General features: G+C 50.3%; 15 protein-coding genes. 13 read left to right on the forward strand and 2 right to left on the reverse strand.

All coding sequences use genetic code 11. The features are described 5' to 3' along the window. Nucleotides 1-35 precede the first annotated feature (35 nt). The 5 genes from C7820_RS27095 to C7820_RS27115 all read left to right on the forward strand — a co-directional run bounded on the left by C7820_RS27095 (nt 36) and on the right by C7820_RS27115 (nt 6,780). On the forward strand, nt 36-968 hold the full coding sequence (locus tag C7820_RS27095; RefSeq protein ID WP_076176627.1) for an ABC transporter permease: 933 nt from the start codon (nt 36-38) through the stop codon (nt 966-968). Between the two features lie 11 nt (nt 969-979). Beyond that, nucleotides 980-1,891 carry a carbohydrate ABC transporter permease gene (locus C7820_RS27100; RefSeq protein ID WP_076176628.1) on the forward strand — a complete coding sequence of 304 codons (912 nt, stop codon included), beginning with the start codon at nt 980-982 and terminating at the stop codon, nt 1,889-1,891. Between the two features lie 30 nt (nt 1,892-1,921). Then, nucleotides 1,922-3,556: an extracellular solute-binding protein gene (locus C7820_RS27105; protein WP_116233668.1), complete on the forward strand. Its 1,635-nt coding sequence runs from the start codon at nt 1,922-1,924 to the stop codon at nt 3,554-3,556. Between the two features lie 103 nt (nt 3,557-3,659). After that, nucleotides 3,660-5,900 carry a helix-turn-helix transcriptional regulator gene (locus C7820_RS27110; protein WP_116233669.1) on the forward strand — a complete coding sequence of 747 codons (2,241 nt, stop codon included), beginning with the start codon at nt 3,660-3,662 and terminating at the stop codon, nt 5,898-5,900. A gap of 121 nt (nt 5,901-6,021) precedes the next feature. After that, complete coding sequence (locus C7820_RS27115) at nt 6,022-6,780, forward strand: helix-turn-helix domain-containing protein (RefSeq protein ID WP_116233670.1); 759 nt, start codon at nt 6,022-6,024, stop codon at nt 6,778-6,780. 182 nt (nt 6,781-6,962) lie between these two features. Here the strand turns inward: C7820_RS27115 and C7820_RS27120 are convergent, their stop codons facing one another. Next, on the reverse strand, nt 6,963-7,367 hold the full coding sequence (locus tag C7820_RS27120) for a VOC family protein (RefSeq protein ID WP_116233671.1): 405 nt from the start codon (nt 7,365-7,367) through the stop codon (nt 6,963-6,965). A 410-nt stretch (nt 7,368-7,777) separates the two neighbouring features. Here C7820_RS27120 and C7820_RS27125 point away from each other — a divergent pair, with 410 nt between their 5' ends. Together C7820_RS27125 and C7820_RS27130 are read left to right on the forward strand one after the other, a co-directional pair. Then, complete coding sequence (locus C7820_RS27125) at nt 7,778-8,095, forward strand: DMT family transporter (RefSeq protein ID WP_258875461.1); 318 nt, start codon at nt 7,778-7,780, stop codon at nt 8,093-8,095. 134 nt (nt 8,096-8,229) lie between these two features. Next, on the forward strand, nt 8,230-8,766 hold the full coding sequence (locus tag C7820_RS27130) for a dihydrofolate reductase family protein (protein ID WP_116233672.1): 537 nt from the start codon (nt 8,230-8,232) through the stop codon (nt 8,764-8,766). 174 nt (nt 8,767-8,940) lie between these two features. On the opposite strand, the gene C7820_RS27135 is transcribed toward C7820_RS27130, so the two are convergent. Next, entirely contained in the window at nt 8,941-9,792 is an 852-nt protein-coding gene (locus C7820_RS27135) for an aldo/keto reductase (RefSeq protein ID WP_116233673.1), read from the reverse strand. 176 nt (nt 9,793-9,968) lie between these two features. On the opposite strand from C7820_RS27135, the gene C7820_RS27140 reads away from it, so the two are divergent. The 6 genes from C7820_RS27140 to C7820_RS27165 all read left to right on the forward strand — a co-directional run bounded on the left by C7820_RS27140 (nt 9,969) and on the right by C7820_RS27165 (nt 15,918). Continuing rightward, complete coding sequence (locus tag C7820_RS27140; RefSeq protein ID WP_076173961.1) at nt 9,969-10,418, forward strand: MerR family transcriptional regulator; 450 nt, start codon at nt 9,969-9,971, stop codon at nt 10,416-10,418. Between the two features lie 47 nt (nt 10,419-10,465). Continuing rightward, a complete protein-coding gene (locus C7820_RS27145) occupies nt 10,466-10,657 on the forward strand; it encodes a hypothetical protein (RefSeq protein WP_116233674.1) in 192 nt (63 codons plus the stop codon). 169 nt (nt 10,658-10,826) lie between these two features. Beyond that, complete coding sequence (locus C7820_RS27150; protein ID WP_116233675.1) at nt 10,827-11,441, forward strand: DUF2239 family protein; 615 nt, start codon at nt 10,827-10,829, stop codon at nt 11,439-11,441. Between the two features lie 32 nt (nt 11,442-11,473). Next, the gene (locus tag C7820_RS27155) at nt 11,474-12,364 is read left to right on the forward strand and encodes an alpha/beta fold hydrolase (RefSeq protein ID WP_116233942.1); all 891 of its coding nucleotides are present in this window, start codon (nt 11,474-11,476) and stop codon (nt 12,362-12,364) included. 284 nt (nt 12,365-12,648) lie between these two features. Continuing rightward, nucleotides 12,649-14,580, forward strand: a complete 1,932-nt coding sequence (locus tag C7820_RS27160; protein WP_116233676.1) for a fructose-1,6-bisphosphatase — start codon at nt 12,649-12,651, stop codon at nt 14,578-14,580. A gap of 174 nt (nt 14,581-14,754) precedes the next feature. Beyond that, nucleotides 14,755-15,918 carry an epoxide hydrolase family protein gene (locus C7820_RS27165; RefSeq protein ID WP_116233677.1) on the forward strand — a complete coding sequence of 388 codons (1,164 nt, stop codon included), beginning with the start codon at nt 14,755-14,757 and terminating at the stop codon, nt 15,916-15,918. Nucleotides 15,919-16,062: the final 144 nt, after the last annotated feature.

Raw genomic sequence — 16,062 nt, forward strand, 5'->3', positions numbered from 1 at the left:
AAGTTCCGTCGAGATCATCAGGGAAGGGGAAGATCATGAGAGCCATTCGTCAGCCGAATCAGCGAAAATCTTTTCGAGTGCGTGACAACCTCCAGCTGTACTTAATAATGCTTCCCGTTCTGGTTCACATTTTTATTTTCAGCTACATTCCGATGTACGGGATTCTGATCGCGTTTCAGAATTACTACCCGGGCAAACCGTTTTTATCCCTGCACGGAACGGATTGGGTCGGCTTTCAGCATTTCATCGACTTTTTTAACGGCCCGTATTTCGGGCGATTGATGCGGAACACGTTTTTGCTCAGCTTTTATTTTCTGGTGTTTGGCTTTTGGGTGCCGATCCTGTTTGCGCTGCTGCTGAATGAACTCAAAAGCGGCGTATTTAAAAAATACGTGCAGACGGCAAGCTATTTGCCCCATTTTATTTCGAATGTGGTCGTGGCGGGGATGGTGTTGTCTTTTATCAATACAGACGGCATCGTGAACGCCATCGTCAAGCTGTTCGGCGGCACGCCGGTGGCGCTGAATACGGAGCCGGGGTATTTTCCGGCGATTTATACGATTACGAGCATCTGGAAGTCGTTTGGGTGGAGCAGCATTTTATATTTGGCCGCCATGTCCTCCGTGGACCCGCATCAGTACGAAGCCGCGAAGATGGACGGGGCCAACCGCTTCAAGCAAATGCTCCATATTACGCTGCCGGCCATCCGGCCGACGATTTTTATCCTGCTGATATTTGCGATCGGTAATTTGCTGTCGGCTAACAGCGAGTTTATTTTGCTCATCTATAACCCGATGGTGTACGAGACGGCCGACGTCATCGGCACGTATTTGTACCGCGACGGCCTGCTGGGCGGCAATTTCAGCGCAGGAACGGCCGTGGGATTGTTTATCTCGATCATCAATTTCACGCTGCTGTACACAGCCAATACGCTCAGCCGTAAATATTCCGATTACGCCTTATGGTAAGGGGGAGTCCCATGGCCGCCTTGGTCAAAAGAAATCCGAACACCATCAAGCAAGGCTCGGTTGTCGTCGACGTCGTGTTGTACGCGCTGGCGCTCGCCCTTTGCTTAATCACGCTGTATCCTTTTTATTTCGTGATCATTATGTCCATCAGCAATCCGACGGAAGTCGCGGCCATGAATGTGTTCTGGTATCCGAAAGGATTCTTCCTCGATTCGTACAAGCTGATCGTCAGCGATACGAAAATGTGGTGGGCTTATTCCAATACGTTGATCTATGTGAGTGCGGGGACGATTTTGAACTGTCTGACAGCCGTGCTCGGCGCCTACCCGCTCACCGTCCGCAATCTCATGGGCAGGAAATGGGTCGTATCGTACCTGCTGATTCCGATGTATTTTGGAGGCGGTCTCATTCCGTCCTACCTGCTGGTGAACAAGCTCGGACTGTATGACACGATGTTCGCGGTCATCATTCCGGGGATGGTCAGCATTTGGAATATCATCCTGGTGCGGACCTTCTTTGCCAACATTCCGGACGGGCTGAAGGAGTCGGCCTTTATCGACGGCGCATCCCATTTGCAGCTGCTATTCCGGGTCATTATACCGATATCCAAGCCGATTCTCGCGGTCATCGCCATTTATTCGGTCGTCGGCATCTGGAACAGCTGGTTCGACGCACTCGTGTATTTGCCGAATGAGAAGCTGCATCCGCTGCAAATGTACCTGTACCGGGTCGTGGTCCAGCAGTCGGTTGATTTGAAGATGCTGTCGATGGAGGATGCGAAAAATGCGGTCGCCAACATGCTCTCAAACATCCAGCTGAAATACGCCATCATCGTCTTTACGACGTTGCCCGTCATTTTTACATATCCGTTCTTTCAGAAGTATTTCATCAAGGGAGCGCTGCTGGGTTCATTAAAGGAATAGGCTGAGGCCATCCGAAGGGGGAAGAGTTGTATGAAAAAAAGGAAAAAACCGTTCATGTCCGCCATCGTCGCCGTTGTTCTCATTGCTTCTGTAGCCGCTTGCAGTGGTGGGGACGGTAAACCAGAGGAAGCTGACAGCAACGCCCCGGCCGGGCAGCAGTCCGCCAAGCTGCGGCTTCTCGGGCCGACGGGTTCGAACAAGTTCATCAAATTCGAGGACAGGGAGAAGTATCCGGTCTGGAAGGAAGTCGACAAGCTGCTGACCGATGCGAACCTGCAGCTCGATTACGAGCTCGTTCCGAACGAGCAGTACAACGTTGTCATCAAAACGCGGATGGCGTCCGGCTCCAACCTTCCGGATATCGTCAACATTTCGGCGCTGGACAATACGACGGTGCTCAATCTGGCGAAGCAGGGTGTGCTGCTGGACCTGAATCCGCTGATCGAGAAGTACAGCAACGGCAACATCAAGAAGATGTATGAGCAGGAGTTCCCGTATGCGAAAAAGACGACCACGACGTCGGACGGGAAAATGTACTGGTTCAGCGATCTGCACAAAAAAACGTATCAAGGCACCGATCCGGCTCCGGTCTCCTTAACGATGCTGCTCCGCAAGGACTGGCTCGATAAGCTGAGCCTTCCGGTTCCGACAAGTGCGGAGGAATACTTGCAAACGCTGAAGACGATGCGCGATAAAGACGCCAACGGCAACGGGCAAAAGGATGAGGTGCTCGTCTACGATCCGGGCTCTTTCTCGGGACCGATCGCGCAGTGGTTTGGGCTGGGGACCAGCATTTCTTCCGTGGATGTGGAGAACAAGAAGGTCGTCTCCCCGTGGTACCAGGACGGCATCAAGGATTACTTCCGCTACCTGCAGCAGCTGGTGAAGGAAGGCGTGCTCGACACCAGCCTGATCGGGGCGACAGGGGAGCAGAAGCAGCAGAAGATGACGGAGAACCAGGTTGCTTCCACAGGAGATTACAATCTGGAGACGTATCTGGAGCCGACGATCAAGGGGGGCGGGGAATATCTACCTCTTATGCCGCTTCAAGCTGTAGACGGCATTGCCCCAGCAGCCCAAATTGAGCCGCCGTTTCTGGTGTGGCAGAAATACGCGATTACGAAAGACAGCAAAAACGTAGAAGCGGCGATCAAGTATTTTGACACGATCTATTCGGATAAGTATGCGGAGCTTCTGTATTGGGGAATCGAAGGGCAAACCTATAAAAAGGATGAGAGCGGCGCGAATGTATTCATCAACAACGCCTCGGACGAAGAGCTGGCCAAAACGGGCCAGGTTCCCGGACTCCGGCTGTTCGGCGATACGGTGTTCCCGCGGGTTCAGTTCGCCAACCTCGAGTTTGAGCTGTCCGGCGTACCGAAATACAAAGCCGACAACGAGCTCAATATCCTGAAATACAAGCCGTATTTCGTCAATATGAACGACAACTATTTGGCGATTCCCGACGATCAGCAGCTGGAAGCGAAAACGAAGATTTTGACCAACCTGAACACGTATTCCACGGAGCTTGCGACCAAGCTGGCTTTAGGGCAAAAATCGCTCGACAACTGGGATCAATATATGGCCGATCTGAAAAAGCTGGGGCTGGACCAGCTGCTGGAGATCGACCAGCAATTGCTCGACAGATACAACAGCATCCAGTAACGTTGACTGTAACCGTATGGCTTTGGAAAATGGCAGGCTCCAATTCGCTTTGGAGGCTCTGCTGTTTTCCTGTTTTTGCATATCTAATGGGGAGGGGTAGCCCGTGCGCAATGGCAGCTTCGGAAGCGGCACGTTTCGTAAAATTCTGTTGTCTTATACCGCGATTTTGATCATCCCGATTATTGTGTTCAGCGCATTAAACGTGCAGCGGAACATCGTCGAGGAGAAACGCCGGCAGCATGAGGAACATGCTTTGGACGCCAAGCGGATCGCCGATCTGGTCGACAATAAACTGAATGAGCTCAAAACCTTGGGCAAAACGCTGAGCAACGAATCCTGGGTGAAGAAGCTGATGCAGGATACGAATGTATACGATCAGGAATTCGATATTACCAAAATGCTGGACATCCGCACCAGTCTTGGCAATAGCGTGAGTTCGCAGGGGATTCTTTCTTTTGGCATGGTGGTGTTCCCAGAGCAGCAGAAGGCGATGACTTCATGGGGGCTGTTCCCGCTGAAGGAATTTTTCCAATCGATTGTCGCATTCGACGAAGCTGCCGAGCAGCAGCTGCAGAGCTCCTTTGCGCAGCAGCAGTATTTTACCATCCTGCCGCCGGCCAGCATGAAGCTGTGGGGCAGCGATAAGCGCGTGATCCCTGTGCTGCAAAGCCTGGAGGTGGTGAATCATCCGCGCGCGGTTTTGGTATTGTTTATTGATAGCGCTTACTTTTCTGATTATATGCACCAGTTTGGAGGGATTGAATCGCAGGAGATCGTTATGACGTCCCGGGATGCGCTGATTTATAGCCAGGTCAAGAATGATCCGGCAGCTCGCGGCGGCACGGCTTCCTACCCCATTCATTTGTCTTCGGAGGCCAGTGATGTGCAGTATGCGATCGCCTACACGGACAGCAGCGTCATCGGCATCGGCAATTTGTTCAGCTCGCTGGCAGCCATCCTGATATCCATCGTTATTGGCGCGTTAATGGCTTATCTGCTGGCCAAAATCAGTTACCGTCCGCTCGGGGCTCTGCTGAATAAGCTGAGCGCCACGGCGCGGGTCGAGGAATCCCGAAACGGCAAAGTGACGGGTTCCGAATACAACTTTATCGAAAAATCGTTCGACCGGCTGCTGCACGAAAACCGCAAGCTTCAGCAATCGATGCAGGATTACGAAAATGCCGCCAAGTCGAATTTGTATCTTCGCCTGCTCAAGGGATATTTTATGGACGATCAGCAGAAGAACGAGCTGGGCAAACTGGGGATCGGTTATACCGAGGACATGTATTACTGCACGATGCTTGTCAGCTTCCACGCTATTCGCGACTTTTCCGACTTCGAGAAAATCCGGAAGATCGAAATGCTGATGATGGTGATCGTGGAAAAAGCGATGAGCCGTTACGGGCTGGACTATGCGCTGTTCGAGGTTACGAACGCAGACAAGGCGATGATCGTGTCCTCCGGGCAGCCGTTTGGAGACGATGATATGCTGGAGCGCATCGCTGCTGAAATGGCCGGCGAAATCGAGCGGCTGAGTGGATTTCATCCCGATATTTTATACGGAGGGGTTGAGCAAGGGCTGGTCGGCATCAGCAAATCGTATTACACGGCCAATGAAAGGCTGCGTTATACCATATTCTCGCGTGAGCATTTTCAGGTGCTGCAGGAGGAGACGATACAGGCCGGTGTCGATTATTATTATCCGACGGATTGGGAAGTGCAGCTCATCAATAACCTCAAGATCGGGAACCTGGATACGTCCCTGCAAATTTTGCATGAAATCCATGCCGAGAACGACAAGCGTGAGCTGGCCGAGGCCAGTGTGAGCCGGCTGCTCTCCTTGCTGATGGAAACGATGCTGCGGGTGCTGCATGAGCTGAATCTGGATACGGATATCTACACGAAGCAATTTTGCAGCCGGGCCAAAGCGGCGAACATCGACGAGATGTGGAGCTATATGTTTGAAGTCGGCACGCTCATTTGCGAGCGGAAGCGGTATGCCAACACGTCTTCGGCCGTGTCGGCCGGCACCGAACTGCTGCAATATGTGAATGACAACTATTCGAGCGCGGACATTTCGTTAAAGCAGCTGGCGGAGATGTATCATATGTCCCTATCGAAGGTGTCCAAAATATTCAAAGAGGTGACCGGCATCAACTTCTATGATTATGTATGCCGTCTGCGGATGGAGAAGGCGAAAGAGCTGCTCCGGGAGCGAAGCTGCGGTATCGATCACGTCGCACGCACGGTGGGGTACGAAAATGTGTATTCCTTCAAACGCGCCTTCACGCGGTATGAAGGCATCAAGCCTGATGAGTATGCGGAGTCGGCGGAGTGCCGGTGAGTTAGTTTCAACCAGCGTTTTAGAAATCCAACCCGTGGTTTAGTTATCAAATTACGCCTCGATATCATCAAGATCCAAATCGGCTATAATCAATTTATAAATTTGGGAGGTGTGTTAAATCATGGTACCGGATGCTAATCACGTCGGCGAAAGAATCAGTCAGCTTCGTCACAGCAAAAGTATGACTCAAGAAAAATTAGGACTGCTTCTAAATGTTTCGGCACAAGCCGTTTCCAAATGGGAAAAAGGAGACTCCTTGCCCGATATTTCTCTTTTAACAGAGTTGGCCAACGTTTTTGATTGCACCACAGACTACCTGCTCGGAAGAGTCAGCAATTTGCAAGCCATGCTGCCTCAAATAACAATGGAACTTCGGAAGACGACGCAAGAGGAAAAAATTAATTTTCTGGGGGAGGTGATTGCTGCAACTTCTCACAATGAACAGTCATCAGCATCACACCCATCGTTAACTCAAGTCCAGTTAGGTCCAACAGGATTAGGTTTGTGGGCAAAAGATAGATTGGTTTGTATCGCAACGACACTTTTCTTGAACGAAGCTGCGGATGCAATGCATGAATCGGTAGAATTTCCAATGAATATTTTGCCTGCCGATATTATTACTGTTATCTATGAATTATTGCTTAATAATGAAAGTTTACAGCCAGACTTCACACCCGTCGAAGAATCGATACTTCGCTCTCGCCTGCCCGTGGATATGAATTTTAACCAGGTAATCGTAGATTGTATTGAACTCGGCTTTGTGGATAGAGTTCGAGGCGGGTATAAACTTAATGTTAAAGGCGATATTGCCACACGTTTATTTTCAATCGTGCATAGGGTTGTAAGTAAACCCAGCTCGTTTTCTTTTGATTTTTCGTGATATGGTTAATTGTTTTTGATACAGATACTCGACCTGTCAAAAAGAGTTTGCTGACATAAAGCAAAAGCCCCTCTGCCGTTTTGGCGGAAGGGGCCGGTTCAAAATAAAATGATATCGTGATCGAATTTGTAAGTATTAGTCAACGAACTGCATAATTCGTCTCACTCACTTCAACTATCCGTTTACGACCTGCCGCTGAACCGTTTGATCGCTTCCTCCGTCACTGGCGTGAAGAGGTTAATCAGGTTGCCGTCGGGATCCCGAAACAGCACCGCACGGTTCCCCCACGGCATCGTGGTTGGTTCCTTGACCCACTCGCTGACAAACGGCTTCAAGCGTTCGTATTCTGCATCGACATCGTCGACACGGAACTCGAGGATGACTGTGTGATTGTCGGCTGCCACGGCGGAACCAGCACCGAACAGCTGCACCGTCTGGGAGTGGCCGATCGCCAGGGTGCACGATGACCCAACGATTTCGGCGAAGACGGGCGCGGGGCGTTCCGCCGACACGCCCATGACTTTCTCATAAAACCCGACAAGACGATCCAAGTCGTCGGTAATGATGCGTACAGAAGCAAAATTCATGAAAAACCATCCTTCCTATAATCCGTGATACAGAACCGTATATTATCATTTTGGGTCATAAACCTTCGTATTGATCTCCCATTTCTTACGGTTACATACTCCGAGTATAAAAAAACGCTACTGACAACAGTATGTCAGTAGCGTTTTAACATTCGTTTTTGCTGAACTAACGGCAGGTTAACTATAGTTTAATCAAGGGTTCATGCTCTGCCTGAATGGAAAACAATTTCTGGGCGGTCTCGATAAAGGTTTTGACCGCAATGGGACAGTCCTCCACAGGACCGGAGACGATGTGAATATCCCGGTAGGCTGCTGGTGAGATGCGTTTGAGAGGCCCGAAGGCAGGTCCAACAGGGACAGCTCAGGCATGACGGCCAAGCCTTCGCCTGCAGCAATCATTTGAAGAGCCTTTGCAAACCGGGCATATTACTGCAATCGGCATTACCGGGGTCATCTATCTGGGTTTGTTCCCATCCATCGGTTCGTTCCTGTTCTGGAACCAGGGAGTCAAGGCGCTTGGACCGGGCAAAGCCGGGATCACGATGAATCTGATGCCGATTTTCACGGCGATCCTGTCTGTGATGACAGGCCAGGCATTACTGGTCTCCCAGGTTGTTGGCGGCGTTATTGTGATTACGGGGATGCTGCTGTCCGCTAACCTCATCCGATCGGGAAAAGCCGGAACGAAACCGGTATGTATTCGGTCAGGCCAGGACTGTGCACATTAGCAATCCATGAGAAACCGGACATGCTGTTGGATGATAAAATGCAGACATAAAGGAGGCACATAAAGGAGGCTGCATATGGAACGTGTAATCTTGATGATGAATGTGCGAGAAAACAAGGGAGGAGAGATAGTCGCATGGCAAAGATCGTTTTCGCATTGAACCAGTCTCTGGACGGATACGTCGACCACGACCACCCGGCATTTCAGCCCGACCCCGTGCTATTCCGTCATTTCATCGACGACGTGCGCGGCCTGGAGGGCTGTCTGTACGGGCGCCGCATGTACGAGACCATGCGGTATTGGGACGAAGACCATTTGGAATGGGATGCGCCGGAACGGGAATACGCGGCGGCGTGGCAAAGCAAACCGAAGTGGGTGGTGTCGAGGACGTTAAAGTCCGTCGGTCCGAACGCTTCTCTGATCGAGGGCGACCTCGCAGCGGCCATACGTGGGCTGAAGGCTCAGCATGAAGGGGAGATTGAAGTTGCCGGGCCGGAGTTGGCCCACAGTCTAACGGAGCTCGGTCTCGTTGATGAGTATCGACTCTATCTCCATCCAGTCGTGCTGGGTCACGGCAAGCCGTTCTTCGCCGGTCCGCGGCCGCCGCTGCGCCTCGTGGCAAGCGATCGAATTGGCGAGAAGGTGATCAGGTTGACCTACGTTCCAGCTTAGTTGTGCGGTTGACTCAGCGGCCTAAAGGGCACGTTACTTTCATAGGGATTCTCCGGCTGTAGCGGCAGTCAGAGGATCCCTTATTTCGAGGAATGGGAAAAGCCAAGAGGGTGGACATCACACCTTCTTGGCTTTTGTGGTGTAGTGGCGGTAGAGGAGAGCCTAAACTAAGGGTTACAGATCGATTTTCCAGTTGCCCATCATTTTGGCGACTTCCGGATCTCGGTACGATAAGAAAAGACTTCCTCTCGTATCGAGGGTAGAAATTTGTTCGATATCGTCCGCGCTTAACTCAAAATCGAAAATGTTGAAATTTTCGACGATACGTTCTTTTTTCACCGATTTGGGAATGACAACAACTTCACGCTGAACAAGCCAGCGCAGCACGACCTGGGCGACGGACTTGTTGTATTTTTCCGCGATCGAGGTCAGCACTTCGTTGCTAAACAGATTGTTGCGTCCTTCAGCGAACGGTGACCACGACTGGTGCTGTACTCCCTGTTCTTTCATAAAAGCGGCGCTCTCGATCTGGTGGTAGAACGGATGCGTTTCGACCTGGTTGACGGCGGGCACGACTTCGTTATGCACAATAAGGTCCATTAGTCGGTCGGGCAGGAAATTGCTGACCCCAATCGCCTTGATTTTGCCTTCGCGGTACAGATCCTCCATCGCGCGCCAAGCGCCGTAGTAATCGCCAAACGGCTGGTGAATCAGGTATAGATCGAGATAGTCGAGCTGCAGCTTTTTCAGGGACTTGGCAAAAGCCAGTTTGGCGCTCTCGTAGCCAGCATCCTGAACCCAGAGCTTGGTCGTGATGAACAGCTCCTCACGCGGTACGCCGCTGCGCTTAATCGCGCGTCCGACCGCTTCCTCATTCAGATAACCGGAGGCGGTGTCGATCAGGCGGTAACCGGCCATCAGCGCTTCATATACCGCATTCTCGCATTCTTCTGCATCGGGAATTTGATAGACACCGAAGCCGATGATCGGCATTTGTACTCCGTTATTTAAAGTCACGGTTTGCATTGTCATTCCTCCCATGGTTTAAGTGTAAAACGGCAAACGGCCGCGAATCCCGGGAATCGGGCACCTCAGCGGGGCTTCCGCTTACGGCCGGTTTGCTTTACAATAAGCCTACTACCTTCGTGTAACACGAAGGCAAGCCTCTATCAAAAATTATTTATTTTCCAAGGGGGATTACCATGCATACGGTCAAAGAAGCCGCTTTGATCACGGGACTTACCGAGCACGCCGTGCGCTTTTATACGGATAAAGGTCTGGTGCCGAGCGTACAGCGCGATAAAAACAACATTCGGATGTTCGACGAAGAATCGATCAACTGGCTGCTTGGCGTCAAATGCCTTAAGCAATCCGGGATGCCGATTGAAGTCATCAAAACGTACATCGATCTCTGTCTCGAAGGGGACTCGTCTATTCCACAGCGCTACAAACTCATCATGGAACATAAAGAAGCCGCGCGCGTTAAGCTCGAAGAAGCCCAGCGGCACATTGCCCATTTGGAACAAAAAACGGAACTCTATCAGGCCATTTTGGAGCACCGCTCTCCAGACACGACCAATCCGGGCAACTGGGACAACATTCAGCATATGCATGGCGACGTATTTTACTCGCCTTCGGTTCGGAAGGCTTAAGAGATATTCGTGAGCGGGTCAAAGACTTTAGCGGAGGGGGTAGAACGTTGGTAGTTCTACAGATAAACCAGTTAACCCAACAATCGGGACTGCCTGAACATCCAATAAATGATGAACTTCGTCAGTTGATAAAAGAGGGTGAAGACGTAAAAGCCATTAAAAAAGCAAAAGAAACTTTAGGCTTTTCCCTGTTAGAAGGTAAAGAATATATTGATAAGCTGAAATCTGAAACCAGATAATGCTTAAAAAATGGATAAAGCCAAGAAGGGAGTTTGACCTTTCTTGGCTTCTTCGTGTTTGGATAAACGACCAGGGCGAGCGACAAAAATTATTTTACCCGGGCAATATTGACTTATCTATTTTTACCCGGGTATAATTAGTGAAGAAATCAGAGAAGGAGATACAGGCATGGGAAATGACCTAACGCGATTATACTGCACGGCATTTTTGGGTGTGAGAGTCGTCGCCAGTGGTTCGCTACAGCACGTAGTTTCTACGGTAAAGGATACTCTGGATGACAGGGACCTCACACAGCTGCTTATATTTGACGATACCTCGGGGAAGCAAATCGATGTTGATTTTCGCGGGAAGACAGACGACGTGCTCAATCGATTAGGAGAACAGTTCGGTGACTTGCCTCCCGATACAGAAGTGGATCATCAGCCTGCACGGCGGGTCGGCCGACCCAAGCTGGGGGTTGTATCCGGTGAGGTTACGTTATTGCCACGGCATTGGGAATGGCTAAAGAGTCAACCTGGAGGGGCTTCGGTAACATTACGAAAACTCATTGATGAGGCTCGCCATGCTGGAGGAGAACAGAGCAAAAGACGGGAGTCCCAGGAAGCGACATATTACTTTATGACAGCCATGGCCGGGAACTTTCATCATTACGAGGAAGCGCTGCGGGCACTGTATGCTGGTGATGTGGATCGTTTTTACCACTTTATCGATGACTGGGCACCTGATATCAGAGACCATATCAAAAAATTATCCGCTAATGCATTCCCTAAAGAGAGCTCCTGAATGAAAGCATGTGGATGGAGGAGAACATCATGATGAACACTTTGAAAGTCAATGGCATTGATTTGGCCTATGACAGTTTTGGCAACGAAAATGACGAGGCGATCATCTTAATCGCCGGGCTTGGAACCCAGATGATCCGATGGACGGTTCCGTTTTGTGAACTATTGGCAGCGCGGGGCTTTCGCGTGATCCGCTTTGACAATCGCGACGTGGGTTGCTCGACACACTTTAGCCATTACCAGACGCTGGATTTTGACGCGCTGGCGGCTGCTCTCATGTCGGGACAGCGGCCGGATATCCCTTATACTCTCGACGACATGGCCAACGATGCTATCGGACTGCTCGACGCCCTTTCCATTGACCGGGCACATTTCGTTGGCAGGTCGATGGGCGGAATGATCGCCCAGATTGCAGCCAGTGAGTACCCTGACCGGGTTTTATCACTCACTTCCATCATGTCCAGTTCCGGTAATCCCGCCCTTCCGCCAACTTCCCCGGATGTCATGGCGATGATGACTCAACCGGCGCCGAACCCCTTTGAGGATGAAGCAGGATTTTTGGCGCACAGCCTCTCTTTTGCCAAACGCATTGCCGGTACTGGCTATCCGTTTGAAGAGGACGCTTATCGGGCACTTATTCTGGAGGAAGTCCGGCGAGCCTACGATCCAGGCAGTGTCGGGCGACAAATTGCTGCGATCGCTGTCTCCGGTGACCGTCGTCCACGGCTGGCAACGATCAAAGTACCCGCACTTGTCATTCATGGGGTGGACGATCCCATGTTCGTGCCGGCGTGTGGCGAGGACACGGCTTCGGCCATCCCGGGTGCCGAACTCATGTTGGTTGAGGGCATGGGACACGACTTGCCGCATCAACTGTACGAAGAAATCGCTGATGGCATAGAGCGGACGGCTCGCCGCAATTGACACGCGTTCCTGAAAAGCGACCAACCGGAGTCCGCGGTGCCCAGAGGGAGCAGGCTCAGGCCGCAGTGCTGATCACAAGTGATAGACCGCAAACCTTGGTAAAGGGCGGTCTATTTCTTTTTCATGCAAATTTGATCCACCAAAGGCAAAGCTGTTAGCATAATACCAAGGGAACAGGGAAACGTCATGTTTTTCCTTTTATTGTCTACACTAAGCATAACGGTACGCCGCCAGCTTAAAAAAACTTATACATCATCATTTTTCCTTGAAGGGGGACATCTGTTTTGGATGCGCAGTTTCTAGATTTATTGGCCCAGCAATATGATACGGAAGAAAAAGTGATCACCGAGATCATCAACCTTGAAGCGATCTCCAACCTCCCCAAGGGAACCGAGCATTTTGTCAGTGATTTGCATGGAGAGTTCCAGGCTTTTCAGCATGTACTCAGAAACGGTTCGGGTACCGTCAAAGAGAAAATCAAAGATTTGTTCCGTGAGGAATGGACGGATCAAGAAATCAGTGATTTTGCGGCATTAGTTTATTATCCGGAAGAAAAAATACAGCTGGTTAAAGGAGATTTGTGCAATAAACAAGCCTTGAACCGGTGGTATCGACAAACGATCGAACACATGCTTAAGCTCATTTCTTATGCCTCTTCCAAATACACGCGCTCGAAATTGCGTAAAGCTCTGCCGGAGCGGTTTGTATATATTGTTGAAGAGCTTCTGTACAAAACGGATTTGACCCACAATAAGGATCCTTATTATGAGGAAATATACCGGCAAATTATCTCCTTGGGGCAGGCGGACAAGCTTATTATCGGCCTTGCTTATACGACCCAGCGCCTGGTGGTTGACCATCTTCATGTGGTCGGAGATATTTATGACCGCGGGCCGGAACCGGATAAAATTATGGACACCCTGATCAACTACCATTCAGTAGACATCCAGTGGGGGAACCATGATGCCCTATGGATCGGCGCCTATTCGGGTTCCCTGGTCTGCCTTGCGAATATTATCCGGATCTGCGCCAGATACGACAATCTGGACATCATCGAAGACGTATACGGAATCAATCTTCGCCCACTGCTGAACTTGGCGGAGAAGTACTATGATGACAATCCGGCCTTCAGACCGAAGCTGCAAGCTGACCACAACGTATCGGAGTCGGAAATTGTGCAGATTACTAAAATTCATCAAGCCATTGCCATGATCCAGTTTAAGCTTGAAATCCCGATTATCAAGAGACGCCCTTACTTTAATATGTCTGAAAGGCTTTTGCTGGAGAAAATCGATTATGACAACAATGAAATCAACATTGGCGGAAAAACTTACCCGCTGGAAAACACCTGTTTCGCAACGGTAAACCCGGAGCAGCCTGAACAATTGTTAGAGGAAGAGCAGCAGGTGCTGGAGAAGCTGCTGTTCTCCGTTCAGCATTCCGAAAAGCTGGCCAGACATATGAATTTTCTGATGAAAAAGGGCAGCCTTTATTTAAAATACAACGGGAATTTGCTCATCCACGGCTGTATTCCTTTGGACGAAGAAGGAAACATGGAAGAAATGCAGATTGAAGACCAACTGTATTCAGGCCGTCAGCTGCTCGACGTTTTTGAATATTATTTACGTTACGCCTTCGCACATCCGGAAGAGACGGATGATTTGGCTACGGATATGGTGTGGTACATCTGGACAGGGGAATGTTCCTCGCTCTTTGGAAAAAGAGAAATGACCACCTTTGAACGTTACTTTATCCAAGATAAAGAAACCCATAAGGAGAGAAAGAACCCTTACTACCATTTACGTGAACATGAGGAGATCTGCCGGAAAATCCTGCTGGATTTCGGACTGAATCCGGATCATGGACATATTATTAACGGACACACGCCGGTTAGAGAAATTCGTGGAGAGAACCCGGTTAAAGCAGGCGGGAAAATGGTCGTCATCGACGGCGGTTTTTCCAAAGCTTATCAGTCCACAACGGGCATTGCCGGATATACGTTGCTGTACAATTCTTTTGGCATGCAGCTTGTCGCCCATCAGAAATTCAACTCCAGAGAAGATGTGTTATGTAACGGAACGGACGTATTGTCTGTAAAAAGACTGGTGGACAAAGAACTGGAGCGGAAGCTGGTGAGGGAAACCAACGTCGGGGAGAAGCTGCAGCAGAAAATATCCAATTTGAAGAATCTCCTGGAATATCGCTATATGAAATGAAGCAGCTGCGAAATGGAACCATGGCTTTAGGTAAGGAGTCGCCCGAGGGCGGCTTTTTTATTTTTAAAATGTTTTGCCTCCTGCAGTACCCTGACATAATGCTGTCAAGGTGGGTGGTCTAATATTAGTAATGTAAGCAAGACAAACGCCAACCCATTTGAGGAGGAAAATGAAATGACTACAGTTAACCCGAATTGTTACGAGGTAAGTGAAGCGATCCATCCTTTCCATATCGCCGTGCCACAGGATGATCTTGATGATCTTCGGTATCGTCTGTCCCGGACGCGGTGGCCTGAAACGATGAACGGGGCCGGCTGGAAATACGGCATTTCACTCGACTACATCAAAGAGTTGGCGTCCTACTGGCAGAATGAGTATGATTGGCGGAAATACGAGGCGCAATTGAACGAGTACCCGCAGTTTACAACGACAATCGACGGAGCCCAGATCCATTTCATGCATGTTCGCTCACCGGAGCCAGATGCATTTCCTTTACTGCTTACCCACGCTTGGCCGAGTTCGATTGTGGAGTTTTTGGAATTAATCGGTCCGCTTAGCGATCCGCGCAGCCACGGCGGCGATCCGGCGAACGCATTCCATCTCGTCATCCCTTCCGTTCCCGGATTCGGCTTCTCGGGTCCGGCGCTCGGCTCCGGCTGGAATATTGCCCGCATTGCAAAGGCATGGGATACGTTAATGAAACGTTTGGGATATACAGAGTACGGATCACACGGCAGCGACTGCGGTGCACTCGTGTCCAGAGAGCTTGGTATACAAAAGCCGGAAGGTCTGCGCGGCATACACGTGCTGCAGTTATTTTCCTTCCCTTCTGGAGATCCTGCCGAGATGGTGGATTTATCGGAGGATGATCAGAAGCGGCTTCAATTCCTGGCGAATTTTCATGAACGGGCGGGCTTTAATTCGATCCAATCCACCCGGCCGCAGACGCTTTCCTACGGACTTGCGGATTCGCCGGCAGGCCAGCTCTCATGGATAGCCGAGTTATTTAACGGTTTCGGCGATCATGTGGATTTTATTGACAGGGATGCACTCCTGACGAATGTCACTCTGTACTGGTTGACCAATACGGCGGAATCGTCCGCCCGGTTATATTACGAGAACGCGCATCAGCAGCAGGAATCGCAAGGACCGAATACGACTCCGACAGGAGTGGCCGTGTTCGGCGATGATTTCAAATCGATCAAACGGTTTGCCGAACGCGACAATACCAATATTGTGCACTGGTCGGAGTTTGAGCGCGGCACCCACTTTGCCGCTATGGATGCGCCGGATCTTCTGATTCCCGACATCCGGTCATTCTTCAGCCGATACCGCTGATATTAGGGATATGGGAAAAAGCCAAGAGGGTGAAGATCGCCTTCTTGGCTTTTTCATCAAACGACATTCGACTGCTCGGCAAACAGCTTGGGCTGCTCCAGTTAGCCGTATGGAAAAGAATCCAGATAAACAATATACTGTATA

The sequence above is a fragment of the Paenibacillus sp. VMFN-D1 genome, from assembly GCF_003386155.1.
Taxonomy (GTDB): Bacteria; Bacillota; Bacilli; order Paenibacillales; family Paenibacillaceae; genus Paenibacillus_AQ; species Paenibacillus_AQ favisporus.